General features: G+C 73.1%; 20 protein-coding genes and 2 rRNA genes. 13 read left to right on the forward strand and 9 right to left on the reverse strand.

Annotated features, from left to right (window positions below):
* The 3 genes from ACZ6NC_RS10435 to ACZ6NC_RS10445 all read left to right on the forward strand — a co-directional run.
* Nucleotides 1-93 (forward strand): 23S ribosomal RNA (locus ACZ6NC_RS10435); the annotation flags it as partial.
* Nucleotides 94-175: 82 nt separating this feature from the next.
* A 5S ribosomal RNA gene (gene rrf, locus ACZ6NC_RS10440) occupies nucleotides 176-292 on the forward strand.
* 253 nt (nucleotides 293-545) lie between these two features.
* On the forward strand, nucleotides 546-1,526 hold the full coding sequence (locus ACZ6NC_RS10445; protein WP_465731025.1) for a DMT family transporter: 981 nt from the start codon (nucleotides 546-548) through the stop codon (nucleotides 1,524-1,526).
* A 49-nt stretch (nucleotides 1,527-1,575) separates the two neighbouring features.
* On the opposite strand, the gene ACZ6NC_RS10450 is transcribed toward ACZ6NC_RS10445, so the two are convergent.
* Genes ACZ6NC_RS10450 through ACZ6NC_RS10470 form a run of 5 tightly spaced genes read right to left on the reverse strand, consistent with a single transcriptional unit; the run spans nucleotide 1,576 to nucleotide 7,156 of the window.
* Nucleotides 1,576-2,886 (reverse strand): DUF58 domain-containing protein, encoded by a 1,311-nt coding sequence (locus tag ACZ6NC_RS10450; protein ID WP_465731027.1) that lies wholly within the window; start codon nucleotides 2,884-2,886, stop codon nucleotides 1,576-1,578.
* Between the two features lie 37 nt (nucleotides 2,887-2,923).
* Nucleotides 2,924-3,928 carry an AAA family ATPase gene (locus ACZ6NC_RS10455; RefSeq protein WP_465731352.1) on the reverse strand — a complete coding sequence of 335 codons (1,005 nt, stop codon included), beginning with the start codon at nucleotides 3,926-3,928 and terminating at the stop codon, nucleotides 2,924-2,926.
* Nucleotides 3,929-3,954: 26 nt separating this feature from the next.
* Nucleotides 3,955-5,268: a DUF4350 domain-containing protein gene (locus ACZ6NC_RS10460; protein ID WP_465731029.1), complete on the reverse strand. Its 1,314-nt coding sequence runs from the start codon at nucleotides 5,266-5,268 to the stop codon at nucleotides 3,955-3,957.
* Nucleotides 5,265-5,936, reverse strand: coding sequence for a DUF4129 domain-containing protein (locus ACZ6NC_RS10465; protein WP_465731031.1), 672 nt, complete (start codon nucleotides 5,934-5,936; stop codon nucleotides 5,265-5,267). The genes ACZ6NC_RS10460 and ACZ6NC_RS10465 overlap by 4 nt, the downstream gene beginning before the upstream one ends.
* Before the next feature lie 5 nt (nucleotides 5,937-5,941).
* Nucleotides 5,942-7,156: a DUF7847 domain-containing protein gene (locus ACZ6NC_RS10470; RefSeq protein ID WP_465731033.1), complete on the reverse strand. Its 1,215-nt coding sequence runs from the start codon at nucleotides 7,154-7,156 to the stop codon at nucleotides 5,942-5,944.
* Between the two features lie 287 nt (nucleotides 7,157-7,443).
* On the opposite strand from ACZ6NC_RS10470, the gene mtrA reads away from it, so the two are divergent.
* The 3 genes from mtrA to ACZ6NC_RS10485 are packed head-to-tail and all read left to right on the forward strand — an operon-like array spanning nucleotide 7,444 to nucleotide 12,125.
* Nucleotides 7,444-8,121, forward strand: a complete 678-nt coding sequence (gene mtrA, locus ACZ6NC_RS10475; RefSeq protein WP_030061806.1) for an MtrAB system response regulator MtrA — start codon at nucleotides 7,444-7,446, stop codon at nucleotides 8,119-8,121.
* Nucleotide 8,122: 1 nt separating this feature from the next.
* Entirely contained in the window at nucleotides 8,123-10,273 is a 2,151-nt protein-coding gene (gene mtrB, locus ACZ6NC_RS10480) for an MtrAB system histidine kinase MtrB (protein ID WP_465731035.1), read from the forward strand.
* Between the two features lie 16 nt (nucleotides 10,274-10,289).
* Entirely contained in the window at nucleotides 10,290-12,125 is a 1,836-nt protein-coding gene (locus ACZ6NC_RS10485) for an LpqB family beta-propeller domain-containing protein (RefSeq protein ID WP_465731037.1), read from the forward strand.
* Here the strand turns inward: ACZ6NC_RS10485 and ACZ6NC_RS10490 are convergent.
* Nucleotides 12,109-12,894 carry a ComF family protein gene (locus ACZ6NC_RS10490; protein WP_465731039.1) on the reverse strand — a complete coding sequence of 262 codons (786 nt, stop codon included), beginning with the start codon at nucleotides 12,892-12,894 and terminating at the stop codon, nucleotides 12,109-12,111. The genes ACZ6NC_RS10485 and ACZ6NC_RS10490 overlap by 17 nt on opposite strands.
* Before the next feature lie 368 nt (nucleotides 12,895-13,262).
* On the opposite strand from ACZ6NC_RS10490, the gene hpf reads away from it, so the two are divergent.
* Together hpf and ACZ6NC_RS10500 are read left to right on the forward strand one after the other, a co-directional pair.
* Nucleotides 13,263-13,955 carry a ribosome hibernation-promoting factor, HPF/YfiA family gene (hpf, locus tag ACZ6NC_RS10495; protein WP_465731041.1) on the forward strand — a complete coding sequence of 231 codons (693 nt, stop codon included), beginning with the start codon at nucleotides 13,263-13,265 and terminating at the stop codon, nucleotides 13,953-13,955.
* A 230-nt stretch (nucleotides 13,956-14,185) separates the two neighbouring features.
* The gene (locus ACZ6NC_RS10500) at nucleotides 14,186-14,944 is read left to right on the forward strand and encodes a response regulator (RefSeq protein ID WP_465731043.1); all 759 of its coding nucleotides are present in this window, start codon (nucleotides 14,186-14,188) and stop codon (nucleotides 14,942-14,944) included.
* A 47-nt stretch (nucleotides 14,945-14,991) separates the two neighbouring features.
* Here the strand turns inward: ACZ6NC_RS10500 and ACZ6NC_RS10505 are convergent, their stop codons facing one another.
* Nucleotides 14,992-16,185, reverse strand: coding sequence for a winged helix-turn-helix domain-containing protein (locus ACZ6NC_RS10505; protein WP_465731045.1), 1,194 nt, complete (start codon nucleotides 16,183-16,185; stop codon nucleotides 14,992-14,994).
* Nucleotides 16,186-16,364: 179 nt separating this feature from the next.
* Nucleotides 16,365-16,931 carry a GNAT family N-acetyltransferase gene (locus tag ACZ6NC_RS10510; protein WP_465731047.1) on the reverse strand — a complete coding sequence of 189 codons (567 nt, stop codon included), beginning with the start codon at nucleotides 16,929-16,931 and terminating at the stop codon, nucleotides 16,365-16,367.
* A 251-nt stretch (nucleotides 16,932-17,182) separates the two neighbouring features.
* On the opposite strand from ACZ6NC_RS10510, the gene secA reads away from it, so the two are divergent.
* Nucleotides 17,183-19,945: a preprotein translocase subunit SecA gene (gene secA / locus ACZ6NC_RS10515; RefSeq protein ID WP_465731049.1), complete on the forward strand. Its 2,763-nt coding sequence runs from the start codon at nucleotides 17,183-17,185 to the stop codon at nucleotides 19,943-19,945.
* 173 nt (nucleotides 19,946-20,118) lie between these two features.
* On the opposite strand, the gene ACZ6NC_RS10520 is transcribed toward secA, so the two are convergent.
* Nucleotides 20,119-20,646 carry an Rv3235 family protein gene (locus ACZ6NC_RS10520; protein WP_465731051.1) on the reverse strand — a complete coding sequence of 176 codons (528 nt, stop codon included), beginning with the start codon at nucleotides 20,644-20,646 and terminating at the stop codon, nucleotides 20,119-20,121.
* A 405-nt stretch (nucleotides 20,647-21,051) separates the two neighbouring features.
* Between ACZ6NC_RS10520 and ACZ6NC_RS10525 the strand changes: the two genes are divergently transcribed.
* The 4 genes from ACZ6NC_RS10525 to pruA all read left to right on the forward strand — a co-directional run bounded on the left by ACZ6NC_RS10525 (nucleotide 21,052) and on the right by pruA (nucleotide 25,359).
* Nucleotides 21,052-22,128, forward strand: a complete 1,077-nt coding sequence (locus ACZ6NC_RS10525; protein WP_465731053.1) for a patatin-like phospholipase family protein — start codon at nucleotides 21,052-21,054, stop codon at nucleotides 22,126-22,128.
* Nucleotides 22,129-22,348: 220 nt separating this feature from the next.
* Nucleotides 22,349-22,858 carry a DUF6912 family protein gene (locus tag ACZ6NC_RS10530; RefSeq protein WP_465731055.1) on the forward strand — a complete coding sequence of 170 codons (510 nt, stop codon included), beginning with the start codon at nucleotides 22,349-22,351 and terminating at the stop codon, nucleotides 22,856-22,858.
* A 76-nt stretch (nucleotides 22,859-22,934) separates the two neighbouring features.
* Nucleotides 22,935-23,591 carry an HAD family hydrolase gene (locus tag ACZ6NC_RS10535; protein WP_465731057.1) on the forward strand — a complete coding sequence of 219 codons (657 nt, stop codon included), beginning with the start codon at nucleotides 22,935-22,937 and terminating at the stop codon, nucleotides 23,589-23,591.
* Nucleotides 23,592-23,733: 142 nt separating this feature from the next.
* Entirely contained in the window at nucleotides 23,734-25,359 is a 1,626-nt protein-coding gene (gene pruA / locus ACZ6NC_RS10540) for an L-glutamate gamma-semialdehyde dehydrogenase (protein ID WP_465731354.1), read from the forward strand.
* The last annotated feature ends 151 nt before the right edge of the window (nucleotides 25,360-25,510 follow it).

The raw sequence follows: 25,510 nt of genomic DNA on the forward strand, positions 1-25,510 counted from the left end.
GGCTCCCAGTAGACGACTGGGTTGATAGGCCGGATATGGAAGCCCTGTGAGGGGTGGAGTTGACCGGTACTAATAGGCCGAGGGCTTGTCCTCAGTTGCTCGCGTCCACTGTGTTGTTCTGAAACAACGACCCCATGCATACACGTGCATGGTGCGGTTGACAGTTTCATAGTGTTTCGGTGGTCATAGCGTGAGGGAAACGCCCGGTTACATTCCGAACCCGGAAGCTAAGCCTCACAGCGCCGATGGTACTGCAGGGGGGACCCTGTGGGAGAGTAGGACGCCGCCGAACAATCATTCACAGAGAACCCCCGATCCATCACGGATCGGGGGTTCTTTGCGTTTTCCGGAGACTTCCCGCAGGTACGATCAGCGGGTGAACAGTTATTGGCACGTCGTTCTGCCACCGCTCTGCGCCTGACCGGGCGCCGACGCTGATGGTTTGACCCGGGATCCCGGCCGGCCCGCAGGGCGGTCAGGGGTTTCGTCGTGCGCCCGTTTCGAATCCGGCCCTTTGACGCATTCGACGACGGAAGACCACGACTGTGCCGAACCGCACCTCTCCCCGAGCCCTTTCCCGCCCGACCAGCGACGCCTCGCAGACGAAAAGCGCGGGCCTCCTGGGCGGGCCAGTACCCATCCTCACCGCCGCCGTCCTCTGGGGGACGACCGGGACCGCCGGGTCGCTGGCCCCAGCCGGTGCGCCGGTGGCGGCCATCGGCTGTGCCGGCCTCGCCCTCGGCGGCCTGCTGCTGTTCCTGACGTCCCGGGGTGCCCGCGCGCTGCCTGCAGCCTGCACGCGTGCCGAGCGTCGGCTGCTCGCCGTGGGCGCGTTGGCGGTGGCGGGGTACCCGGTGACCTTCTACCCGGCCGTGGGCCGCACCGGCGTGGCCGTGGCCACCGTGATCGCGCTGGGCAGCGCGCCGGTCTTCGCCGGCCTGCTGTCCTGGATCGCCGGAGACGGCCGGCCGGCCGCGCGTTGGGCCGGTGCCACCGCCGCCGCTGTTCTGGGCTGCACGCTGCTGGTGCTGGGCCCGGGGCTGAGCGGCCATGCCACGCCCATGGACCTGACGGGCATCGCCCTCGCGGCAGGCGCCGGGCTGTCCTACGCCGTGTACTCCCTGATCGGGGGCCGCCTCATCACGCGTGGGTACCCGTCCGACGCGGTGATGGGGGTGCTGTTCGGCGCCGCCGCGCTGCTCGTCCTGCCGATCGTGCTGTCCACCGGCCCGCAGTGGCTCGCCAGTATCCGTGGCGCGGCGGTGGCCCTGCACCTCGCCGTGTTCACCGTCTACCTGGCCTACCAGCTCTTCGGGCAGGGTCTGCGCCACACCGGCGTCTCGGTGGCCACGACGCTGACCCTGGCAGAGCCGGCCGTCGCCGCGGTCCTGGGCGTGGCCGTTCTCGGTGAGCGCCTGCCGCCGGCCTCGTGGTGCGGGCTGGCCGTCCTCGCCCTGGGGCTGGCCCTCCTCACGGCTCCCACCGGCAGTAGGCGCATCAGCCGCAGGGAGCGGCAGCAGCGGTAAGCAGCGGTAGGCAGCACGGGTAGCCGGAGCGGGCAGGGCCGCCCGGGCGTCAGAGGCGGCCGGCGGCCTTGAGAGCGAGGTAGGTGTCGGCGAGGGCGGGGGCCACCGCGGCGGGCGGGGCGTCGAGGACGGTGATGCCGGCGCGGGTGAGCCGGTCCGCGGTGAGGCGGCGGTCGGCGCGGGTCTGTTCGGCGGCGGCCGCGCCGTACACGGCCTCGACGGTGCCGCGGCCGGCGGCCAGTTCGTCCAGGTGCGGGTCGGAGACCGAGGCGAGGACGACCTCGTGGCGCTTGGTGAGGAGTGGCAGCAGCGGCAGCAGGCCGTCCTCGACGGGGGCCGCGTCGAGCCCGGTCAGCAGGACGATCAGTGAGCGGTGCGGCGCCATCTTCAACGCGGTGGCGACCAGCGAGCGCATGTCGGTCTCGTAGAGCGCGGGTTCGAGGGTGGCCATCGCGGTGGTGAAGGCGGGCAGGATCTCGTTGGGGGCGCGGCCGGCCACGGAGACGCGCTTGCGCAGGTCGTGGGCGAGGAGGTCGACGCGGTCGCCGGCCTTGGTGGCGAGCGCGGTGAGCAGCAGCGCGGCGTCGAGCGAGGCGTCCAGGCGGGGGGCGTCGCCGACCCGGCCGGCGGAGGTGCGGCCGGTGTCGAGGACGACCAGGATGTGCCGGTCGCGCTCGGGGCGCCAGGTGCGGACGGCGACGGTGTGGCGGCGGGCGCTGGCGCGCCAGTCGATGGAGCGGATGTCGTCGCCGGGCAGGTACTCGCGCAGGGAGTCGAACTCGGTGCCCTGGCCGCGGGTCAGGACGGAGGTGCGGCCGTCGAGTTCGCGCAGCCGGGCGAGCCGGGAGGGCAGGTGCTTGCGGCTGTTGAAGGGTGGCAGGGCACGGACCGTCCACGGGACGAGGTGCGAGCCCTGACGGCCCGCCAAGCCGAGCGGGCCGAGGGAACGGATCGTCACCTTGTGGGCGTGGTGGTCGCCGCGCCGGGTCGGGGTGAGCACGGTGGTGACGCGGCGTCGTTCGCGGCCGGGGATGCGAAGGGTGTGCCGGGAGGCGGCGATCTCGGTGCCTGGCCGCCAGGCGGAGGGGGCCCAGGCGTCGCGGACGTGGGCTCTGAGCGGGCGGCCGGCGGGGTTGGTGACGGTCAGTTCGACGGAGACGGGCTCGCCGAGCCGGACGGTGGTGTCGCCGCCCCGGGTGATCCGCAGCCTGCGGACCGGGGCGGCGATGACGAGGTCGGCCACGACGGCGAGCAGGATCGCGCCGGTGACGGCGGCGATCCCGGCCCAGGAGGGCAGGAGCAGGCCCACGACGAGCGCGCCGAGTGCGGCGAGCAGGGCGGTTCGCCCGGTGAGGGCCATGCGGTGCGCTCCTTCGTGAGCGAGGCGGTGGAGGCGGTCAGCGGGGGGCGGGCGTCTGGGCCAGGACGGCCTGGATGACGGAGTCGGCGGTGACGCCCTCCATCTCGGCTTCGGCACGGAGCGCGACGCGGTGGCGCAGGGTGGGCAGGGCCAGGGCCTTGACGTCGTCGGGGGTGACGTAGTCGCGGCCGGCCAGCCAGGCCCAGGCACGGGAGGCCGCGAGCAGGGCGGTGGCGCCGCGCGGGGAGACGCCGATGGAGAGCGAGGGGGACTGCCGGGTGGCCCGGCAGAGGTCGACGATGTAGGCGAGGACCTCGGGCGAGACGGTGAGCTTGGCGATCTGCTCGCGGGCGGCGGCGATGTGCTCGGGGCCGGCGACCGGGCGGACGCCGGCGGCGGCGAGGTCGCGCGGGTCGAAGCCGGAGGCGTGCTTGGCGAGGACCTGGTACTCCTGGTCGCGGTCGGGCAGCGGCAGTATGAGCTTCAGCAGGAAGCGGTCGAGCTGGGCCTCGGGCAGCGGGTAGGTGCCCTCGTACTCGACCGGGTTCTGCGTCGCGGCGACCAGGAACGGGACGGGCAGCTTGCGGGGCTCGCCGTCGACGGTGACCTGGTGTTCCTCCATGGCCTCCAGCAGGGCGGCCTGGGTCTTCGGCGGGGTGCGGTTGATCTCGTCGGCGAGCAGCAGGTTGGTGAAGACCGGGCCGGGCTGGAAGGAGAACTCGGCGGTGCGGGCGTCGTAGACCAGCGAGCCGGTGACGTCGCCGGGCATCAGGTCGGGGGTGAACTGGATGCGCTTGGTCTCCAGGCTGAGCGCCGTCGAGAGGGTGCGGATCAGCAGGGTCTTCGCCACTCCGGGGACGCCCTCCAGCAGGACGTGGCCGCCGCAGAGCAGGGCGACGACGAGGCCGGTGACGGCGGCGTCCTGGCCGACCACGGCCTTGGCGATCTCGGAGCGCAGGGCGGTCAGCGCCTGGCGCGGGTCGCCCGCGGTGCCGGGGACGGCGGTGGTGCCGGGGGTGGCGGGTGCCGTGCCGGGGGTGATGCGGAGCTGGGCGGTGGCCTGTTCGGTCACGGCTTCCGTACCTGCCTTTCGAGGGCGTCGAGGTCGTCGGCGAGTCGCAGCAGTGCGGCGTCGTCGGTCGGGGGCGGGCCGTACAGGAGGGTCCGTACGTCTCCGGCGGGTCGGTCGGGGAGGCGGTCGACGACGGCCGCGCAGAGTGCGGTCGGGTCGGGGGCGCAGGCACTGAGCGGAAGGCCGAGAACCGGGGCGAGGCGGTGGACCGTGGCGCGGCGCAGGGCGTCGGCGGCACGGCCGCGGGCCTTGGCCCGGCGGTAGAGGCGGGCCCGGCCCTCGGTGGTCTCGGCGGCGCGGACGACCACGGGCAGGTTCTCGCTGATCACGGGGCCGAGCCGGCGGGCGCGCCAGACGGCGGCCAGCAGGACGGCGACGGCGAGCTGGTACGCGCCCCAGCGCCAGCCGTCGGGGATGTAGTCGGTGAACCGCTTGTCGCCGCCTGCGGCCACCGGGGCGGAGTAGTCGGGCAGGTGCCAGGTCAGGTTGGGCTGGGAGCCGAGCAGGCCGAGGGCGAGCGAGGCGTTGCCGTCCTTCTTGATCAGCTCGTTGCTGAGGAAGTCGCCGCTGCCCAGGACGACGACCTCGGTGCCCTTGCCGGTCGGCACGACCACCAGGGGGTAGCCGTGGCCGCGGGGGTAGCAGCCCTCGCCGCGGCTGCCGGTGGTGTAGAGCAGGCCGCCGAGGTGGGCGGTGCCGGCCCGGACGGCCTCGGTGAGCGAGCACTGGGCGGCGGTGCTGCGGACCCCGGCGTACGGCACGCCGCCGCCCTCGTCGGAGGTGCGGACGCCGGGGGCCAGCGCGCTGAGCGCGGCCGGGCCGGGGGAGAGGAGGATCAGCCGGGAGTGCTTGGCGGCGGCGACGGCGCGCAGCTGGTCGGCGCTGAGCAGGTCGGGTTCGGGGACGACGAGGGTGTCGTTGCCGGCGGGGCGGGCGGTGGGGTCGGTGGTGATGTCGACCTTGAGGCCTTCGTGCTGGAGCAGGGCGACCACGGCGTGGGCGCCGGAGGGGTCGTAGGAGCGCGGGTCCAGCGGCGGGTACCGGCGGTCCTGGCCGAGGGCGGCCAGCAGGGCGCCGGCGAGCAGGACCAGCACGGCGGTGAGCAGGAACCAGCGCGAGCGGTACCAGAGGCTGCGGCCGGTGGGCGCGAGGCTGCTGGGGCTGACACGGGGCTCGGGCGGTGTGGGCGGCCCGGCGGGTGCGGGCACTGCGGCGGCGGTGGGCACGCCGCCGGGCGGTACGGACGGTGCTCCGGTCGGCGCCGGCGCTGCTGCGGGGCCGGGGGCGGCGCCGGGGGTGGTGGTGGTCATGCCGCTCCTCCCGGGGCCGCGGCGAGGGCCGGGCGGGCGCGTTCGAGGGCCTGGTCGAGGTCGCGGAGCAACTGGTACGCGGACTGGTCGGCGGTGCGCTCGCCGTACGCGATGTCGTCGAAGGTGCGGGCGGCCGTGGTGAGGGCAGCGGCGTGTGCGGGCAGCATGCGGCCCGCCTCGGTGGCGGCCTCGTCGGCGGTGCGGCCGGGGCGGGTGTCGAGCAGGGTGCGCTCCTCCAGGGCCCGGACGATGGCGCGCATCTGCTCGCGGACGGCTTCGGCCCACTGGCCGGCGGCGGCGTGCCGTTCGGCGTCGGCCCGGTACTGGGCGGCGCTTCGCGGGCCGGCGGTGCCGAAGACGTCGAGGGTGGTGCGGGCGGCCCGCTTGGGCGCGCCGAGGCGCCACCAGAGGGCGGCCGCGATCACGACGGCGACCACCAGGAACAGGATCAGGCCCGTGGTGCCGGTGGTGCCGTCACCGGTGATGGCGTTGAGCGCGTCGTCGATCCGGTCCATGATCCAGTCGAAGACCCGCTGCTGGAGGCTCGGATCGTGCCGGTGGTAGTCGGCCTTGAGCAGTTCGTCGCGGACGGCGTCGCGGGCCGGGTCACGCGGAGTGGTGACCGGGGCCCCGCCCGCGGCCAGCACCTTCTCCCCCCAGTTCGGCATCCGGCTCAGAGCCTCGCCGGGTTCTGGCCGACCGGGCCGCTCCAGCCGGTGCCGCCGTACTCGGGCAGGCCGGCGGCGCGGGCGAGCTCGATGTCCAGGGCCTCGCGGCGGATGCGCTGGTCGACGTAGAGCAGGACGCCGATGGTTGCGGTGAACGGGATGGTGAGGGTGGAGGAGAGCACCCCGGCGATCGCGTTGCTGATCAGCATGGCGACGGGCAGGGTGGCCGGCTCGCCGGAGTCGACCTGGTTGGAGAGGTCCTCGAAGCCGAGGACCAGGCCGATGACGGTGAACGGGATGCTGAGCATTCCGGCGACGATGCCGGCCAGCAGCCGGCTGAGGATGTTGATGCCGAACAGCCGCCACCAGGAGCCGCGGACCAGGCGGCGGGAGCGGGAGAGGGCCGTCAGGACGCCCTGCTTCTCCAGCATCAGGGCGGGGGCGGCCAGGCTGAGCTGGATCCAGATCCAGAAGGCGACCGGGATGCTGAGGAGGCCGACCACGGCCAGCAGGCCCACGATGATGGGTTCGTCCGCGCCGGCCACCAGGTAGCCGATCAGCGGGGCGAAGCCGAGCAGGACGATGCCGGCGCCGATCAGGCCGGTCAGCAGGGTCAGGCCGATCAGCTGGAGCAGCCGGGGGCGGGCGTCGCGCCAGGCGTCGCGGATGGTGGCGGCCTGGCCGAGGATGGCGCGGCTGACGACCATGGTCAGTAGGGCGGCGGCGACCACGCCGAGCAGCATCGCCACCGGCAGGCTGACCAGGGCGGAGACCACCGGGGTGAGGTCGCCGGTGTTGCCGTCGACGGCCAGCTGGGTGCCGACGACCGCGGCCTCCTGGACCACGGCGACACCGAGGGAGAGGCCGAGCGTGGTGCGCCAGTGCTTGCGGATGGTGGAGACGGCTCCGTCGAGGATCTCGCCGAGGCCGAGCGGGCGCAGCGGGATCACGCCGGGCTTGGGGCTGGCCGGGGCGCCCCAGCCGTACTGGCCGGGCTGTCCGTAGGGGCCCTGGCCGCCGTACTGGGGACCGCCGTACTGGGGGCCGCTGCCCGACTGCGGGCCGCCGTGGCCGGCGCCCCAGGCGGGGGGCGCGGCGGGCGCGCCGTGGGGTGGTACCGACTGCCCGGGCACGGCGGCGGGTGCGTCGGCCGGGGGCCGGGCCTCGTCGCGGGGCGGCTCGGACGAGCTGGGCGAGGCCCAGCCCGGGGTGTCGGTCATCACTGCTCCTCGGAGGGGCGTCAGGGTTCGCGGGGCCGGGTGGATCTTCACCCGCGCGCAGCGCCCATCGTGCCATGGTGGTCGGACGGGCCCCAGGGGTATCCGGTTGCTGAACCGCAACGGGGGGCCGGCGGGCAGTCGGCGGGAGGTCTGCGGGGCTCGGGTGACGGTTCGGGTCAGGACATTCGTCCGGTATGGCCGGAATTCGCCAGGCCGGGACTTGGCCGTTCTGGCGCATTGGGACTGCTGTGCGGCAGGTCACAATCCGGTAATGAGAGGATGGAGGCATGAAGGGACGCGTCCTCGTCGTTGATGACGACTCCGCACTGGCCGAGATGCTCGGCATTGTGCTGCGTGGTGAGGGTTTTGAGCCGTTTTTCGTCGCGGATGGGGACAAGGCGCTAGCCGCGTTCCGGGAGACCAAGCCCGACCTGGTCCTGCTGGACCTGATGCTGCCCGGACGGGACGGCATCGATGTCTGCCGGCAGATCCGGGCCGAGTCGGGCATTCCGATCGTCATGCTGACCGCCAAGACGGACACCGTGGACGTCGTGGTCGGCCTGGAGTCGGGGGCCGACGACTACGTCACCAAGCCGTTCAAGCCGAAGGAGCTGGTGGCCCGGGTACGAGCCCGGCTGCGCCGTGCCGAGGAGCCGACGCCAGAGCAGCTGACCATCGGCGATCTGGTGATCGACGTGGCCGGCCACTCGGTGAAGCGGGACGGCCGGGGCATCCCGCTGACTCCGCTGGAGTTCGACCTGCTGGTCGCGCTGGCCCGCAAGCCCTGGCAGGTGTTCACCCGTGAGGTGCTGCTGGAGCAGGTCTGGGGGTACCGCCACGCGGCGGACACCCGGCTGGTCAACGTGCACGTCCAGCGGCTCCGCTCCAAGATCGAGAAGGACCCGGAGCGCCCCGAGATCGTGGTGACCGTCCGTGGCGTCGGCTACAAGGCCGGACCCAGCTGACGTGACGTACCAGGCTGACGAGACCCCGTCGGGTACCGCGACCGACGGGGGCGCCGCCGTGCGCGGGGACGTGCTGAGCTCGACCACGCGCAGCCGCCGCCGACGCGGCCCCGCGGGCCTGCTCGCACCGGTGATCCGTCAGCTGCGCCGGCCCGTGAACCGGGTCATGGCGCTGTACCGGCGTTCGATCCAGCTGCGGGTGGTCGCGGCCACCCTGATGCTGTCGGTCGTCGTGGTGCTGGTGCTGGGTGTCGTGGTGGTGGCCCAGGTCCGCAACGGGCTGCTGGACACCAAGCGGGACTCGGCGCGCAGCCAGGCCCGGGCCGGCTTCCAGACCGAACAGAAGAAGATCGACGAGGCCAAGGAGCTGCGCCTCAAGGTCGCTCCGACCGCCGATCCGACCACCGAGGAGATCGGCACCTGGCTGCTGAAGCAGGTCGGCGACCTCGCGGCCAGCGGGCAGAACGTCTATTCGGTGATCGCCATCATGCCCGGCAGCGAGCAGCCGGTCTCGCTGGAGAACACCGGCCTCGGGCCGCGTTACTCCGGCGACATCCAGCCGAGCAGCATCCCCGACTCCCTGCGCGCCAAGGTGACGTCCGAGGCCGGGATCTTCGACCAGCCGACCGTCATCCAGCGCGCCCCGGAGGGCGGTGGCCGGACCGAGCCCGGTCTGGCCATCGGCATGCAGTTCTCCGGGCCCACCGGCGCCCCCTACCAGCTGTACTACGTCTTCTCCTTCGGCCAGGAGACCAACACCCTCGGCCTGGTCACCGGCACGCTGGCCACCGCCGGCGTCTTCGTGGTGATCATGATGGGCGGCATCGCCTGGCTGGTGGTGCGCCAGGTGGTGACCCCGGTCCGGATGGCCGCCGGGATCTCCGAGCGGCTGGCCGCCGGGCACCTGGAGGAGCGGATGAAGGTCACCGGGACGGACGACATCGCCCGTCTCGGCGAATCGTTCAACCGGATGGCCAACGCACTGCAGGCGCAGATCCGCCAGCTGGAGGAGCTCTCCCGGGTGCAGCGGCGCTTCGTCTCGGACGTCTCGCACGAGCTGCGCACCCCGCTCACCACCGTGCGGATGGCCGCCGACCTCATCTACGACAGCCGCGAGGACCTGGACCCGATGGCGGCCCGCTCCGCCGAGCTGCTCCAGGGCCAGCTGGACCGCTTCGAGTCGCTGCTCGCGGACCTGCTGGAGATCAGCCGCTTCGACGCCGGCGCCGCGATCCTCGACGCCGAGCCGGTCGACCTGCGCGAGATCGTCGGCCGGGTGATCGAGGCCGCCGACCCGCTGGCCCAGGCCAAGGGCAGCGCCGTGGTGGTCCGCGGCGACGGCGAGCCGGTCCTGGCCGAGGTCGACTCCCGCCGCATCGAGCGCATCCTGCGCAACCTGGTCGTCAACGCGCTGGAGCACGGCGAGGGCCGCGACGTCGTGGTGCGGCTGGGCTCGGCCGACGGCGCGGTCGCGGTCGGCGTACGCGACTACGGCATCGGACTCAAGCCCGGCGAGGCGTCCCGGGTGTTCCACCGCTTCTGGCGGGCCGACCCGTCCCGGGTGCGGACCACCGGCGGCACCGGGCTCGGCCTCTCCATCGCGGTCGAGGACGCGCACCTGCACGGCGGCTGGCTGCAGGCGTGGGGCGAACCCGGCGGCGGCTCGCACTTCCGGCTCACCCTGCCTCGCACCCGCGGCGGCGAGATCAGCCGGGCGCCGTTCCGGCTGGAGCCGGAGGACTCCCGCAACAACCGGGGCCTCGGCTCGTACGGGACCCCGTACCGGCGGGCGATCCGTCCGTCCGGCGCGACCGCGCTGACCGCCACCGAGGACCCGGCCGTGCCGGAGACCCCGGAGGGCGCCGGCAGCGCGTTCGGCAGCGGGCTCGGCGGTGTGCTGAGCATCGGCCCGCTACTGGGCACCCCCCGGTTGCCCGAGGGGCCGCGCTCCGACCCCTCGGACGTGCGGACCGTGGGGGCCGGGTACGGTGCCACCGGAGCCCAGGTCATGGTGGACCCGACGCCCGGACGGCCGTCGGTGGCGCAGCGGACGGCGGATCCGGACCTCGCGGGTGTGGCGGAGGCCGCGATCGGCACGGGCGGGACGGACACGGAGGGGTCGCAGCGTGCGAAGGACCAGCAGCAGTACTGAACCGCGGACGGCCGCGGTGACCGGCACGGTACTGGTTGCCCTGCTGGCGGGTGGCTGCGCGGCGATGCCGGACTCCGGCGGCATCGGCAAGGTCGAGCTATCGCAGGGCTCCGCGGACAAGAACCTCCAGGTCAGGGTCTTCCCGGTGGGGCCGGTCAAGGGCGCCAAGCCGGACGGCCTGCTGACCGGCTTCCTGGACGCGCTGACCGCGGACGAGAGCTACGACACCGCGCGCAAGTACCTCACCGACGAAGCGGCCGCCCGCTGGAACCCGGACGCCGGCATCCAGGTGCTGGAGGCCAACCCCATTCCGCGGTCCAACCAGACCGTGACGGACGCCGACACGTCGTACTCCACCCAGGTCCCCGGCAAGGTCGTCGCCAAGGTGGACGACAAGCACTCCTACGCCTTCTCGGGCGGGCAGCTGGACGTGGACCTCCCGTTCACCTTCGTCCGCGAGAAGGGCGGCGAATGGCGCATCGCCAAGCTGCCCGACGGTCTGATCATCAACCAGACCAACTTCCGCAACAGCTTCCGCCAGGTGGACCGTTTCTTCTACGCGGCCCAGGACTCGTCGGCGGCTGGCACCACGGCGGTCAGTACCCAGGAGGTGCTGATCGCCGACCCGATCTACCTGCGGCGCCGAATAGACACGCTGACCTCGGCCGCCAAGGCCGTGGTCGCCGGTCCGTCCGACTGGCTGTCGCCGGTGGCCCGGACCGCCTTCTCGCCCGGCGCCACCGTCGACCGGGTCAGCGTCGACGAGGGCCGCACCGCCCATGTGGTGCTCAACGGCGTCGACCTCGGCAACCAGATGGCCTGCCGGCAGATGGCCACCCAGCTCTTCTACACCCTCGCCGACCAGGGCAAGGGGCAGGTGGAACGGGTGGAGCTGAAGAGTCCGCGCGGCAACGGCTGCCAGGCCGCCCACCTCGACATACCCGCCACCGGCCCCGGCACGCTGGCCGGCTCGGCCGCGGCCAAGCAGTACTTCCAGCGCGCCGAGGACGGCGTGCTGATGGAGGCCCGCGACACCGACGGCACCGCCGTCCGCGGCCCGCTCGGCAAGCCCCAGCCCAACAAGCAGCCGGCGCTCGGCACGATCGCGGTGGCACGGGACGGCGAACGCGCCGCGGCGATCAGCGGCAACGGCCACCAGCTCTACTCGGTGGCCCTCTCGGACAGCGTGCCGACGATGCCCGAACCGCTGCTCGCCACCCCGACCCGGCCCGGCGACCGGACGGAGGACGCGCTCGCCTCCCCCAGCTGGGACGGCCGCGGCGACCTCTGGCTGGTGGACCGCGACCCGCAGAACCGGCGGGTGCTGATGGTGCGCGGCAGCAAGGTGTACACCGTGCCCGTCGACGGCCTCGACGGCAAGGTCGTGCAGGACCTCAAGGTCTCCTCGGACGGCGTCCGGATCGCCCTGGTCCTCAAGAACCCGGCCGGTGTGCGGTCGCTCTGGCTCGGCCTGGTGGTGCACGGCGGCACCAAGGAGGCGCCCACCGCACGGATCACCGGGCTGCGCGGGGCCGCCCCGCTGCTCACCGAGGTCGCCTCGGTGTCCTGGGCGGAGACCGACCAGCTGCTCGTGCTGGGCAAGGAGAACGGCCGCATCCAGCAGCTGCACTACATCAGCACCGACGGCTCGCAGAGCAGCGAGGCCTCGCTGCAGGGCGGGGAGGGCATGTCCTCGGCGGAGGCGTCGGAGTTCCGCGCGGAATCCCCGAACCAGGTGCCGCCGGTGATCGCACGGCAGGCCTCCACCGGCACGATCTACCGGCTGACCAACAGCCAGTGGCGGGAGGTCAACCCGAACCTGCGGGCGACCTCCTTCATCTACCCGGGCTAGGACCGGCCCGGCCGGCCGGGTTCGTACGGGCCGTGCGGCGCTCCGGCCCGGCGGGGCGGTGCGGGACGGCGGCCGCGACGGTGGCGGCCGCCTTCGGTGGGAGGCCGGCGGCGGCCAGGGCGCGGGCGGCCTCGGCGAGGCTGGTACCGGTGGTCACCAGGTCGTCCACCAGGACCGGCTGACGGCCGGTCAGCCGGTGGTCCGCGCGCGGCAGGACGGTCAGTGCGCCGTGCAGGTTGCGCCGGCGCTCGGCGGCGGTGAGGCCGGCCTGGTCGGCGACCGGCCGGGTGTGCCGCAGCAGCGCCGCGGCGCGCGCGTCCAGCCCGGCCCGGCGCAGCGACCGGGCGGCGGCGCCGGCCAGCCGCAGCGTCGGGTCGTGGCCGCGGGCGCGGACGGCGGCTCGGGCGGACGGCATCGGGACCAGCAGCAGCGGCGCGAGCCCGGCGCGCGGACCGAGCGAGGAGCGCACGGCCCGGGCGAGCGCATCTCCGAGCGGGCCGGCCAGCCGCAGCGCGCCGCGCTCCTTGTGGGCCAGCAGCAGCTGGCGGACCGGGTCGGCGTACGGGGCCGCGGCGTGCACCCAGGGCAGGGCGGTGGGGCCGGGGCGGGCGGTGGCCAGGGCGTTCCGGCAGGCCGGGCAGAGCTGCGCGCGGTCGGCGCCGCAGCCGGCGCAGCGGGCCGGCAGCAGCACGTCCAGCAGCCCGGCCAGTGCGTTGGCGAACGGCCCTTGGGCGGTCTGCGGGCGGGCGGTGCTGGGGGTGGGCGGCACGGCTGCTCCTGGCGGCGGCAGGCACGGAGAGTGAGCAAAGAATGCGCCGTACGGGGGGTGTTGTCCAGGCATTTACCCATGTTTCACTCGCGGGAGGGTAGACAGGGTGCAACAGCTTGACCGCCAGCCCACAGCATCGGGTCCTACCCGCTTTCCCGCCTGGGGAGGCGAAAACCCCCTGTGAGGTGTTCGATGAGGCTCCAGGGGGTTTCAACCGGCCCTGGTGGGGAGGTAGTGAGGTGAGGGCCAGTCGTTTCCGTCGCTCGCGGCGGGGCGGAGGGCCGGCAGTGGATTGGCTGGTCCGGCTGGGTCTCAGCCCGATCCGGTAGCACCCGGATCGGCGTCAGCACGAGGGATCGGAGTTCTGCGTGGACATCGTCGTCAAGGGCCGCAAGACCGAGGTGCCCAAGAGGTTCCGCGAGCACGTGGCCGAGAAGCTGGAGAAGGTCCAGAAGTTCGACGGCAAGGTGATCAGCCTCGACGTCGAGGTGTCCAAGGAGCACAACCCGCGGCAGGCCGACCGGTCCGAGCGGGTGGAGATCACTCTCCGTACCCGTGGGCCCGTGATCCGGGCCGAGGCCGCCGCCGGAGACCCGTACGCGGCGCTCGACCTGGCATCGGCGAAGCTCGACGCGCAGCTGCGCAAGTCCGCAGACCGGCGCCGGGTGCACAAGGGCGGCAACGGCCGCACCCCCATCAGCGTCGCCGAGGCGACCGCGGCTCTGGCCGCGCTGCCCGACACGACGCGGCAGGAGAGCGAGACCAACGGGGCCGTCCGCAAGACCATGATGGGATCCCTGGAAGTGGAGGGCGAAGGCCCGCTGGTGGTCCGGGAGAAGACCCACCCGGCCGCCCCCATGGCGCTGGACCAGGCGCTCTACGAGATGGAACTGGTCGGCCACGACTTCTACCTGTTCGTGGAGAAGGACAGCGGCCTGCCGAGCGTCGTCTACCGCCGGCACGGTTACAACTACGGTGTCATCCACCTGAAGGCCGACGGCTCGTCCACGGCCGGTGGTGGCGCAGGCGGCGCGATCGGCGGGTCCGACGACGAGGACTGACCGTCCGAGCAGTGTTGGGAGAGGGTGACCCCGGCGGCCGTTGCCGCCGGGGTCACCGGCGTTCCGGGGTGGCGTGGCGGCCCCGGGACCGGCCCCTGGCTGCCCCAAGGCCGCCCCTCCGATGCCCTCGGGGTCACCCGCTGCAGAGGAATCGGCGTCGGAGGGTGACCGGAGGGCGTCCGGGCCGTGGAATGATTGGCGGACGACGACAGGCGACGGGGGAGGAGCGGATGGGGGATCACTTCGGGCTGGGGCCCGCTACGGGGCCGGTCACGGGGGTGGCGCCCGGGCGGGGGGACGAGCCCGAGTACGCCCCGCACCGGGGGGAGCCGATCCGCGTCCTGGTGGTGGACGACCATGCGCTGTTCCGCCGCGGGCTGGAGATCGTGCTCGCGGAGGAGGAGGACATCAAGGTCATCGGTGAGGCCGGAGATGGTGCCGAGGCCGTGCTGAAGGCGGCCGACCTGCTGCCCGACATCATCCTGATGGACGTCCGGATGCCCCGCCGCAGCGGGATCGAGGCCTGCACCGCGATCAAGGACGTGGTGCCCAGCACCAAGATCATCATGCTGACGATAAGCGACGAGGAAGCCGACCTCTACGAGGCGATCAAGGCCGGCGCGACCGGTTACCTGCTCAAGGAGATCTCCACCGACGAGGTCGCCACCGCGATCCGCGCGGTCGCCGACGGGCAGTCCCAGATCAGCCCGTCGATGGCCTCCAAGCTGCTCACCGAGTTCAAGTCGATGATCCAGCGCCGCTCCGACGACCGGGACCTGGTGCCCGCACCCCGGCTGACCGACCGGGAGTTGGAGGTGCTCAAGCTGGTGGCCACCGGGATGAACAACCGGGAGATCGCCAAGGAGCTGTTCATCAGCGAGAACACCGTGAAGAACCACGTGCGCAACATCCTGGAGAAGCTCCAGCTGCACTCCCGGATGGAGGCCGTGGTCTACGCGATGCGGGAGAAGATCCTCGAAATAGGGTGACGAAACAGGGTGGCGCGGGCTGCAGTTGAGGGCCCGGGCGAGCCGACCTAGCTCGTGAGCAGCTTCTCCAGGGTCGGGCGCAGCGACTCGTCGTGCAGCGCCTCGACCCGGACGGCGTCGCAGCCCACCCACTCGGCGGCCTCGCGCAGGGCGGCCGCCAGCGCCCCGACGTGCCGCGCGGAGTCCAGCGAGATCTGACGGGCCACCAGCGTCCTTCCCTCGCGGGCCGGATCGACCCGGCCGACCAGCTGCCCGCCGGCCAGCAGCGGCATCGCGAAGTAGCCGTGCACCCGCTTGTGCTTGGGTGTGTAGGCCTCCAGCCGGTGCGCCATGCCGAAGATCCGCTCGGTGCGGGGACGGTCCCAGATCAGCGAGTCGAACGGGGAGAGCAGCGTGGTGCGGTGGCGGCCGCGCGGCAAGGTGGCGAGAGCGGCCGGATCGGCCCAGGCCGCCGCGGGGGCGCCGGCCGGACCCCAGCCCGCCACCTCCACCGGGACGAGGCCGGAGTCGGCCAGCACCGCGTCCAACTGGTCGGCGCGCAGCCGGTGGTAGTCGAGCAGGTCGGCCCGGGTGGCCACACCGAGTGCGGCGCCGGACTGCGCGACGAGGGTGCGCAGGCACTCCTCGTCGGTCGGCTCGGGCTCGAACAGCTCGGCGGGGACGGCCTGTTCGGCCAGGGCGTAGAGCCGCTTCCAGCTCCGGCGCTCGGTGCAGACCACGTCGCCGAAGGCCAGGGCCCGCTCCACCGCGATCTTGGTGTCGGACCAGTCCCACCAGTCGGCCGTCTTCTTGGCGCCGCCCAGCTCGGTGGAGGTGAGTGGCCCCTCGGCGCGCAGCTGGTCCAGCACCGAGCGGTAGGTGGCCTCGTCCACCTGCTTGCCCCAGACGTGCGCGCGCTCGCGGTAGCGGCGGCGGCGGAACGCGAACAGCGGCCACTCCTCGATCGGCAGGATGCAGGCCGCGTGCGACCAGTACTCGAAGCTCGCCCCCGAGCCCCAGTACGCCGCCTCGACGGCCGGGCGGCCGACCGCGCCGAGCCGCGCGTACGGGATCAGCTCGTGCGAGCGGGCCAGCACCGAGATGGTGTCGAGCTGGACGGCGCCCAGGTGCCGCAGCACCCCGCGGACCCCGCCACGGCGGTCCGGCGCGCCGAGCAGGCCCTGGGCGCGCAGGGCGATGCGGCGGGCGTCGTCGGCGCCGAGGGTGGCGACGGGGGCCGGGGCGGGAGTCGGGGCGGTCATGCCGGCGAGCGTAGACCGGGGCACTGACAACGCGCGCCCGCCGGCGTCCGCCCGCCGGCGTCCGCCCGCCGGCGTCCGCCCGCCCGCGTCCGCGCGCGACGGGCGGGTACGGGTGAGGGTGCGGGCGGCGCGCGGGACGTCCAGCGGCGGACCGAGCCGGCGAGCTGGGGCGGGTGAACTCAGCCGGTCAGGTCGGTGGCGAGCAGCCCGGCGACCCAGGAGTCGCGGAACTCGCCGCGCTGCTCCGCGAACGAACGCAGGGTGCCCTCGAAGCGGAAACCGACCTTCTCGGCGACCGCGCGCGAACCCTCGTTGCCCACGTACGCCACCCACTCCAGCCGGCGCAGGCCCAGCTCGGTGAGCCCGTAGCGGGCCACCTCGCGGGCGGCCTCGACGGTGTACCCGCGACCGCGGAACTCCTTGGTCGCCCACCAGCCGACCTCGGCGGTACCCGGGCGCCCGGGGCAGCGGACGAGCCCCTGGGTGCCGACCAGGGCACCGGTCTCGCGCTCGAGCACGCACCAGATGAGGTTGTCGCCGGTACGCCAGCCGTTGAGGGCCAGGTCGTTGACGAAATACTCCGCGTCCTCGCGCCGGTAGGGGCTCGGGACCACTGTCCAGCGCTGGATCTCCGCCTCCTGGCAGGCCTCGAAGATCGCGTCGAGGTCGGACTCCTGCGGCGGCCGCAGGACCAGGCGCTCGGTGCCGAGGGTGACGGGGCTGGAGGTGTCGGGTCGCTCTGTCATGCGCGGATTATTCCGTGCAGGGAGGAATGGGAGCATCCGATTAACCGGCTAAACCGCCCAACTGCCCGCAGCGCCGACCGTTTTGCCCCGGTGGGCGGTGCTATCAGGCCATGTGCTCGCACGAGTGACACGGGAATAGCGTGCTGACGCACCTCCCGGGGGGTTGGACTCCTCGCATACGATGGCCCGTGCGGTGGGGTGGACCCCCCGTGCAGTCGTCCAGTGCCAATACAGGCAAGGAGCCCGCTCAAGTGTCCGTCTTCGACAAGATCCTGCGCGCCGGCGAAGGCAAGATCCTTCGCAAGCTGCAGCGGATTGCTGCCCAGGTCAACTCCATCGAAGAGGACTTCGTCAACCTCACCGACGCCGAGCTGCGCGCCCTGACCGACGAGTACAAGCAGCGACTCGCCGACGGCGAGAGCCTGGACGACATCCTCCCCGAGGCGTTCGCCACCGTCCGCGAGGCCGCCAAGCGCGTGCTCGGCCAGCGGCACTACGACGTCCAGCTCATGGGTGGCGCCGCGCTGCACTACGGCTACGTCGCCGAGATGCGCACCGGTGAGGGCAAGACCCTGGTCGGCACCCTGCCCACCTACCTCAACGCGCTGACCGGCAAGGGCGTGCACCTGATCACCGTCAACGACTACCTCGCCGAGCGCGACTCGGAGTGGATGGGCCGGGTGCACCGCTTCCTGGGCCTGGAAGTCGGCGTGATCCTGGGCAACATGACGCCCGCCGAGCGCAAGCGCCAGTACGGGATGGACATCACGTACGGCACCAACAACGAGTTCGGCTTCGACTACCTGCGCGACAACATGGCCTGGTCGAAGGACGAACTCGTCCAGCGCGGCCACAACTTCGCCGTGGTCGACGAGGTCGACTCGATCCTCATCGACGAGGCCCGTACCCCGCTGATCATCTCCGGCCCGGCCGACCAGGCGACCAAGTGGTACGCCGACTTCGCCAAGCTGGTGCAGCGCCTGAAGATCGACCGCGACTACGAGGTCGACGAGAAGAAGCGCACCGTCGGCGTGCTGGAGGAGGGTGTCTCCCGGGTCGAGGACTACCTCGGCATCGACAACCTCTACGAGTCGGTGAACACCCCGCTGGTCGGCTTCCTGAACAACGCCATCAAGGCGAAGGAGCTGTACAAGGCGGACAAGGACTACGTCGTGATGAACGGCGAGGTCATGATCGTCGACGAGCACACGGGCCGTATCCTCGCCGGCCGCCGCTACAACGAGGGCATGCACCAGGCCATCGAGGCCAAGGAGGGGGTGGAGGTCCAGAACGAGAACCAGACGCTGGCCACCATCACCCTGCAGAACTTCTTCCGCCTCTACGACAAGCTGGCCGGTATGACCGGTACCGGTACCACCGAGGCGGCCGAGTTCCACCAGATCTACAAGCTCGGCGTGGTGCCGATCCCGACCAACAAGAACCCGCTGCGCATCGACCAGCCCGACCTGATCTACAAGTCGGAGCCGGCCAAGTTCGCCGCCGTGGTCGAGGACATCGCCGAGAAGCACGAGAAGGGCCAGCCGGTGCTGGTCGGCACCGTGTCGGTGGAGAAGTCCGAGTACCTGTCGCAGGAGCTGCGCAAGCGCGGCATCCCGCACGAGGTACTGAACGCCAAGCACCACGAGCGCGAGGCGCAGATCGTCGCGCAGGCGGGCCGCAAGGGCGCCGTCACCGTCGCCACCAACATGGCCGGCCGTGGTACCGACATCATGCTCGGTGGCAACTCCGACCACCTCGCGGCGGCCGAGCTGGCGCAGCGCGGGCTCACCCCGACCGAGACCCCGGAGGAGTACGAGGCCGCGTTCCCCGCCGCGCTGGAGAAGGCCAAGGCCTCCGTCAAGGCGGAGCAGGACGAGGTCAAGGAGGCCGGCGGCCTCTACGTCCTCGGCACCGAGCGGCACGAGTCCCGCCGGATCGACAACCAGCTGCGCGGCCGCTCCGGCCGTCAGGGAGACCCGGGCGAGTCCCGCTTCTACCTCTCGCTCGGCGACGACCTGATGCGCCTGTTCAAGGCCGGCATGGTCGAGCGCGTGCTCTCGATGGCCAACGTGCCCGAGGACGTGCCGATCGAGTCCAAGATGGTCACCCGCGCCATCGCCTCGGCGCAGACCCAGGTCGAGCAGCAGAACTTCGAGATCCGCAAGAACGTCCTCAAGTACGACGAGGTGCTGAACCGCCAGCGCGAGGTCATCTACGGCGAGCGCCGCCGTGTGCTGGAGGGCGAGGACCTGCAGGAGCAGGTCGGCCACTTCATGGACGACACCGTCGAGGCCTACGTCAAGGCGGCCACCGGCGAGGGCTTCGAGGACGACTGGGACCTCGAGAAGCTCTGGACGGCCCTGAAGCAGCTCTACCCCGTCACCCTGGAGCTGGAGGAGCTGGAGGAGGAGGCCGGCGGCACCGCCGGGCTCACCCCGGAGTTCCTCACCAAGGTCATCCAGGAGGACATCCAGGGCCAGTACGGCGCCCGTGAGGACCAGCTCGGTGCGGAGATCATGCGCGAGCTGGAGCGCCGGGTCGTCCTCTCGGTGCTGGACCGCCGCTGGCGCGAGCACCTCTACGAGATGGACTACCTCCAGGAGGGCATCGGCCTGCGGGCCATGGCGCAGCGCGACCCGCTGGTCGAGTACCAGCGCGAGGGCTTCGACATGTTCACCGCGATGATGGAGGGCATCAAGGAGGAGTCCGTCGGCTACCTGTTCAACCTGGAGGTCCAGGTCGAGCAGCAGGTCGAGGAGGTGCCGGTCGAGGACGCCGAGGTGCTGCTCGACAAGCTGGAGAAGGACGCCGCCCGCCCGGAGATCAAGGCCAAGGGCCTGGAGGCCCCCAAGCCGCAGCGGCTGCACTACACGGCCCCCTCGGACGAGGTCGGCGGCGGTGTCGTCGAGGGCGACTTCGACGACCTCGCGCCGGAGGACGAGGGCGACGGGCTGACCCGCGCCGAGCGCCGCAAGGCCGCCAAGTCCGCCAAGGGCCGCCGTCGCAAGAGCTGAGGCGCGGCCGGTCCGCCCGGCCCGCCGCCACGCAGGGCGCCACTCCCGTACGGGGGTGGCGCCCTGCGCCGTTGCGGCGGTCGGGGCGGGGACGGCGGCTGCGGCAGGGACGGCGGCAGGGGCGGAGCGCGCCGGCGTGGCGGAGGCCGGGGGCAAGGTCGTCAGGCCGGTGCTCATCGGGCCTCCACGGCTGTGCACTGCCACTGCCCGGCAGGTCCGCGCAGCTCCAGCCGGAACGCCACCATGTGGTGCCGACTGCCGAGGTCGACCCGGACGCAGGCCTCGACCGCGTCGGGGGAGGGCGATCTGTCGTGCACGGGCCCCAGCCGCGGCCGGTCGGCGGCGCCGCCGCGCCGCAGCGTGCCCGCGCGGACGAGGGCGGCCAGCTGGCCGTAGCCGTCCAGCGAGGTGTGGCGCATCAGCTGGCCGGACGGCCGGGCGCCGGTGAGCACCTCGACCAGCTGGTGGGCGAAGCGGGTGCTCAGCCCGCTGCGGAGGTCCGGGGTGGCGGCGGAGGTGCCGGCGGGGGTGCAGGCGGCCCGGGGGTGGCGTGGACGCCGGCCGGCGGGCGGGTGGTGGCAGGCCCGGGTGGTGGGGTGCGGCTGGTGCGGCCGGGCCGACGGCGGGCCGGTCCGGCCCGGGCGGGCGACGTGGTGCGGGCCGGTGGGAACAGGGCCGGTGGGGGTCGGGCGGGCGGTCATGCGGCACTCCTCGGAGCGGGTGGTGCGAGTACGGACGGGTCCTTGGTAGTTGCGCCTCACACGGGGCGGCAACCGGGTTCCCAGGCCGCCCCCGGTCGGTCCGGAGGTTCACCTATCCGGGTGAACGGGCCAGCGTGGCAGCGGGCGCCGGCACCGCCCGAGGGGCACGAGGTTGACGTGCGGGGCCGGGTGGGAAAGCCCGAAAGAGGACGGTCGGGTTCGCCGGGACGGGTGGTCGCGCCGCGGGTGCGGCGTTGCGCTGCCGGCCGGTCGGCGCGCACGATCGGAGCCGGACCGGAAGCCACGGCGGCCGACGGCAGCACCCCGGGACGGAGGACAGCGCCCCCGACCGGTCGGCGACCCCGACACGGACGACAACCGCCCCGACGACGACAGGCGGCCGGCATGACGACACGCGTATCGGAGACACGGGAGGCGGCGGCGCCGCGCCCCGCCGACAGCGCTCCCCGGCGCGGCCTGGTGCTGGGCGGCGGCGGGATGCTCGGCGCGGCCTGGACGGTCGGCGCGCTCTGCGCCGTCGAGGAGGCGGCCGGCTGGCAGCCGGGCAGTGCCGAGGTGGTGCTCGGCACGTCGGCGGGCGCGATCCTCGGCGCGATGCTGGCCGGCGGGGTCCGCGCCGACCAGCTCCGCGACCACCAGCGCGGCCTGCCCGTCACCACCGGCCCGCTGGCCGGGGTGGACTTCGACTACGACACGGCGGTCGGCGGCGCCCTGCCCCCTCGGCCGCGCGCCGGCATCGGCTCGCCGGGCCTGCTCCGGGACGCCGTCCGGCACCCGCGCGAGTACCCGCTGCTGACCATGGTCTCGGCGATGGCGCCGCACGGCCGCGGCTCGCTGGCACCGGTCGGCGACCTGGTGCGCGGCCTGCTCGGCCCGGGCGGCTTTCCGGACGGCTCGCCGCTGCGGGTGGCCGCGGTGGACTACCGCAGCGGCCACCGGGTGGTCTTCGGCGACCCGGACGCGCCGCCCGCGGTGGTCGCCGAGGCCGTGATGGCCTCCTGCGCGATCCCCGGCTGGTTCACCCCGGTCCGGGTGGACGGCTCGGCGTATGTGGATGGCGGCTGCTGGTCGGCCACCAACGCGGACCTCATGCTCGGCCGCGGTCTGGACGAGGTCTACGTGCTCGCCCCGATGGGCCTGCGGCTGAACCCCGGTGGTCGCACCGAATCGTCCGAGGGCCCCGGCCGGGGCACCCTGGCGGCGCTGCGCGAGTGGCGCGCCCGGGACCGCCCGCGCGGGGTGCTCGCCCAGCTGGTCGGCCGCTACCGCCGGGCGGTGACCCGGCAGCTGCTGCGCGAGGCCAGGGTGTTGCGGGAGAGCGGTGTCCGGGTGCACCTGCTCGCGCCGACCCTGGCCGACTTGGCGGTGATGGGCCCGAACATGATGGACCCGGCCCGCCGCGGCGCGGTGCTCGAGAGCGCGTTGCAGACCAGTCGGGCGGCCCTGGACGGGGTCCGGTGACCGGACGCAGGGCAGCCCCCGGGTGCGGGGTGGCCGCCGGTGCGGGGTGGCCGGGCCTGCGGTGACCAGGCACGCGGCGGCCGTCGGGCTGCGCCGCCCCCTCCGTACCCGGCGCAGGGGGCGCGGGCGGGGGTGAGCGCGTGATCACGGGCGCCGTCCCGGCGCTTATTCTTGGGGGCGCTGGAAGCTGTGCCGCTGGACGAACCGGAGAGTGCCACCCATGCGCGTGTACGTGCCCACCACCCTGACCGGCCTGGCGGCGGCGCACCCGGGCGGCGCCCTGGAGCAGTCCGCGGCGTACGCCGTGACCCCCGCGCTGCGCGAGTGGTACGTCAGCGACGACCTCGAGGAGCTGGAGTACGCGGCGCTCAACCGGGCCGCCCAGTCCTCCTTGCGCCTGCTGGCCGCGGATCCGGACGCGCCGCGCCGCCGGGTGGTGGTGGCGCTCGACGTCGCCGACTCCGCGGTCGCGCCGTTCCCCGGCGACGAGTACCAGGACCAGGCCTCGCTGGGCCGCGTGGTGCTGGCCGGCCCGGTGCGGCTGGCGAAGGCGGCCGCGGTGCACGCGGACGTGGCCGACCAGGAGGTGGTCACGGACGTCGAGGCGGCGGCGGCCGCGGTGGCGGCGGCCGACGCGGGCGACCAGGACGCCCAGTTCACCGTGGACGGCGCGGAGGACCACGACCTGCTCTGGTTCGCCACCCAGGAGATCCCCTCCCTGCTGGCCTGAGCCGCCGGCCCCGGCGGGCGGTCCGCGTGAGCCCCGTCCTACCGGCCTGTCGGTGGCCGGGGTTACCGTTCCCTCCGTGCGCACTCATATCGTCTGGGACTGGAACGGCACGCTCTTTCATGACATGGAGGCGGTGCTCGGCGCGAGCAACGCCGCTTTCGCGACCGTCGGCATCGCGCCGATGACCATGCAGGAGTACCGGGAGCAGTACGAGATCCCGATTCCCCGCTTCTACCAGCGGCTGCTCGGCCGGATGCCCTCCGAGGCCGAGTGGCTGCTGCTGGACGACGCGTTCCACGACCGCTACCGGGAGCTGAGCGCGGCCTGCGGTCTGACCGACGGGGTCGTGGAGCTGCTGAAGGGCTGGCAGGCGGCCGGGCACAGCCAGTCGCTGCTGTCGATGTACGACCACGAGAGGCTGCTGCCGGTGGTCGATGCCTTCGGTCTGACCAGCCACTTCCTGCGGGTGGACGGCCGCAGCGGCCCGTCCGGCGGCCAGAAGGCGGAGCACCTGACCCGGCACCTGGCGGCGCTCGGCGCGCACGTGGACCCGGCCCGTACGGTGCTGATCGGCGATGCCGCGGACGACGCGCTGGCGGCGCTGAACGCTGGCGCCCACGCGGTGCTGTACACCGGCGGCTCGCACAGCCGGGAGAAGCTGGAGCCGGTGGGCGTCCCGGTGGTGGACAGCCTGGCCGAGGCGGTCGAGCTGGCCGGGCGGGTGGCGGGCTGACCCCCGTGACGCCCGGGCGTGGCGTGAACCACGTCCGCCGGTGGCGTGTCTGAGCAGGCGAACCGGCCCGCCGCTGGTCAGTCTGGATTGACGCCGGGCCGCTGTGGGCCCGGCCACCAGGACGAGCGGAGCCGCCATGCCCATCGACGCAGTCACCCAGGTCCCCGTCCCGGGCAACGAGCCGGTGCACGGCTACGCGCCCGGCAGCCCGGAGCGGGCCCGGCTGGTGCGCCGGCTGGACGAGCTGGCCGCCGAGCAGATCCCGCTGCCGATGACGATCGGCGGTGAGCAGCGGTTCGGCGGCGGTGAGCGGATCGACGTCGTCCAGCCGCACCACCACGCGGCCAAGCTGGGCGTGCTCGGCAACGCCACCCGGGAGGACGCCCGGGCGGCGGTGGACGCGGCGCTGGTGGCCGGGCGGGAGTGGCGCTCGCTCTCCTTCGACGATCGCGCGGCGGTCTTCCTGCGCGCCGCCGATCTGCTGGCCGGGCCCTGGCGGGAGACGCTCAACGCGGCGACCATGCTGGGCCAGTCCAAGACGGCCCAGCAGGCCGAGATCGACTCCGCCTGCGAGCTGATCGACTTCTGGCGGTTCAACGTGCACTTCGCCCGCCAGATCCTGGCCGAGCAGCCGCTCTCCTCGCCGGGGGTGTGGAACCGCACCGACCACCGCCCGCTGGAAGGTTTCGTCTACGCGATCACCCCGTTCAACTTCACCGCGATCGCCGGCAACCTGCCGACCGCGCCCGCGCTGATGGGCAACACCGTGGTCTGGAAGCCGGCGCCGACCCAGACGCTGGCCGCCCACCACCTGATGCGGCTGCTGGAGGCGGCCGGCCTGCCGCCCGGGGTGATCAACCTGGTGACCGGCGACGGGCAGCAGCTCTCCGCGGTGGCGCTGACCGACCCGGGCCTGGCGGGGCTGCACTTCACCGGCTCCACCGCCACCTTCCAGTCGCTCTGGCAGACCATCGGCGCGAACATCGGCGGCTACCGGACGTACCCGCGGATCGTCGGCGAGACCGGCGGCAAGGACTTCCTGCTCGCCCACCGCTCGGCCGACCCGGAGATCCTGAAGACCGCGCTGATCCGGGGCTCCTTCGAGTACCAGGGCCAGAAGTGCTCGGCGCTCTCCCGTGCCTACCTGCCGCGCAGCCTCTGGCAGAAGATCAAGGACGACTTCCTGGCCGAGGTGGACGCGCTGGCCGTCGGCGACGTCACCGACCTCTCCAACTTCATGGGCGCGCTGATCGACCGGCGGGCCTTCGAGAAGAACCGCGACGCGATCGAGCGGGCCAAGAGCGACCCGACGGTGGAACTGGCGGCCGGCGGTCAGTACGACGACGCGATCGGCTGGTTCGTCCGCCCGACCGTGCTGGTCTCCTCCGACCACCGCAACGAGATGTTCCGGACCGAGTACTTCGGCCCGATCCTGGCCGTGCACGTCTACGAGGACGCCCGCTGGGACGACGTGCTCGGGCGGGTCGACTCCGGCGCACCGTACGGCCTGACCGGGGCGGTGATCGCCCAGGACCGCTACGCCATCGCCCGCGCGGTGGAGGAGCTGCGGTTCACGGCGGGGAACTTCTACATCAACGACAAGCCGACCGGCGCCGTGGTCGGACAGCAGCCGTTCGGCGGCGGCCGGGCGTCCGGCACCAACGACAAGGCGGGCGCCGCGCAGAACCTGCTGCGCTGGACCTCGGCCCGGTCGATCAAGGAGACCTTCGTCCCGCCGACCGCGTACGGCTACCCGCACATGGGCTGAGCGTGAACGCCGTACGGCCGTGGGTGAACGCATTCCAGCTGATGGCGAACATGACGGGCCGGATTGGACATGGTGTCCAGGACGGAGGGATCTTCCTGCAGGATTGTGCCTCCCTGTCCCCTGACACCTTCAAATCCTCCCGTTAGGCTGG

Source organism: Kitasatospora sp. NPDC041988 (assembly GCF_055588525.1).

Coding starts and splice junctions, on each gene's coding strand:
- ACZ6NC_RS10450 (WP_465731027.1), bottom strand. CDS start 2,886: ATGGCCCTCACCGGGCGAACCGCCCTGCTCGCCGCACTCGGCGCGCTC.
- ACZ6NC_RS10460 (WP_465731029.1), bottom strand. CDS start 5,268: ATGACCACCACCACCCCCGGCGCCGCCCCCGGCCCCGCAGCAGCGCCG.
- ACZ6NC_RS10465 (WP_465731031.1), bottom strand. CDS start 5,936: ATGCCGAACTGGGGGGAGAAGGTGCTGGCCGCGGGCGGGGCCCCGGTC.
- ACZ6NC_RS10470 (WP_465731033.1), bottom strand. CDS start 7,156: ATGACCGACACCCCGGGCTGGGCCTCGCCCAGCTCGTCCGAGCCGCCC.
- mtrA (WP_030061806.1), top strand. CDS start 7,444: ATGAAGGGACGCGTCCTCGTCGTTGATGACGACTCCGCACTGGCCGAG.
- ACZ6NC_RS10500 (WP_465731043.1), top strand. CDS start 14,186: ATGGGGGATCACTTCGGGCTGGGGCCCGCTACGGGGCCGGTCACGGGG.
- ACZ6NC_RS10505 (WP_465731045.1), bottom strand. CDS start 16,185: ATGACCGCCCCGACTCCCGCCCCGGCCCCCGTCGCCACCCTCGGCGCC.
- ACZ6NC_RS10510 (WP_465731047.1), bottom strand. CDS start 16,931: ATGACAGAGCGACCCGACACCTCCAGCCCCGTCACCCTCGGCACCGAG.
- ACZ6NC_RS10520 (WP_465731051.1), bottom strand. CDS start 20,646: ATGACCGCCCGCCCGACCCCCACCGGCCCTGTTCCCACCGGCCCGCAC.
- ACZ6NC_RS10525 (WP_465731053.1), top strand. CDS start 21,052: ATGACGACACGCGTATCGGAGACACGGGAGGCGGCGGCGCCGCGCCCC.
- ACZ6NC_RS10530 (WP_465731055.1), top strand. CDS start 22,349: ATGCGCGTGTACGTGCCCACCACCCTGACCGGCCTGGCGGCGGCGCAC.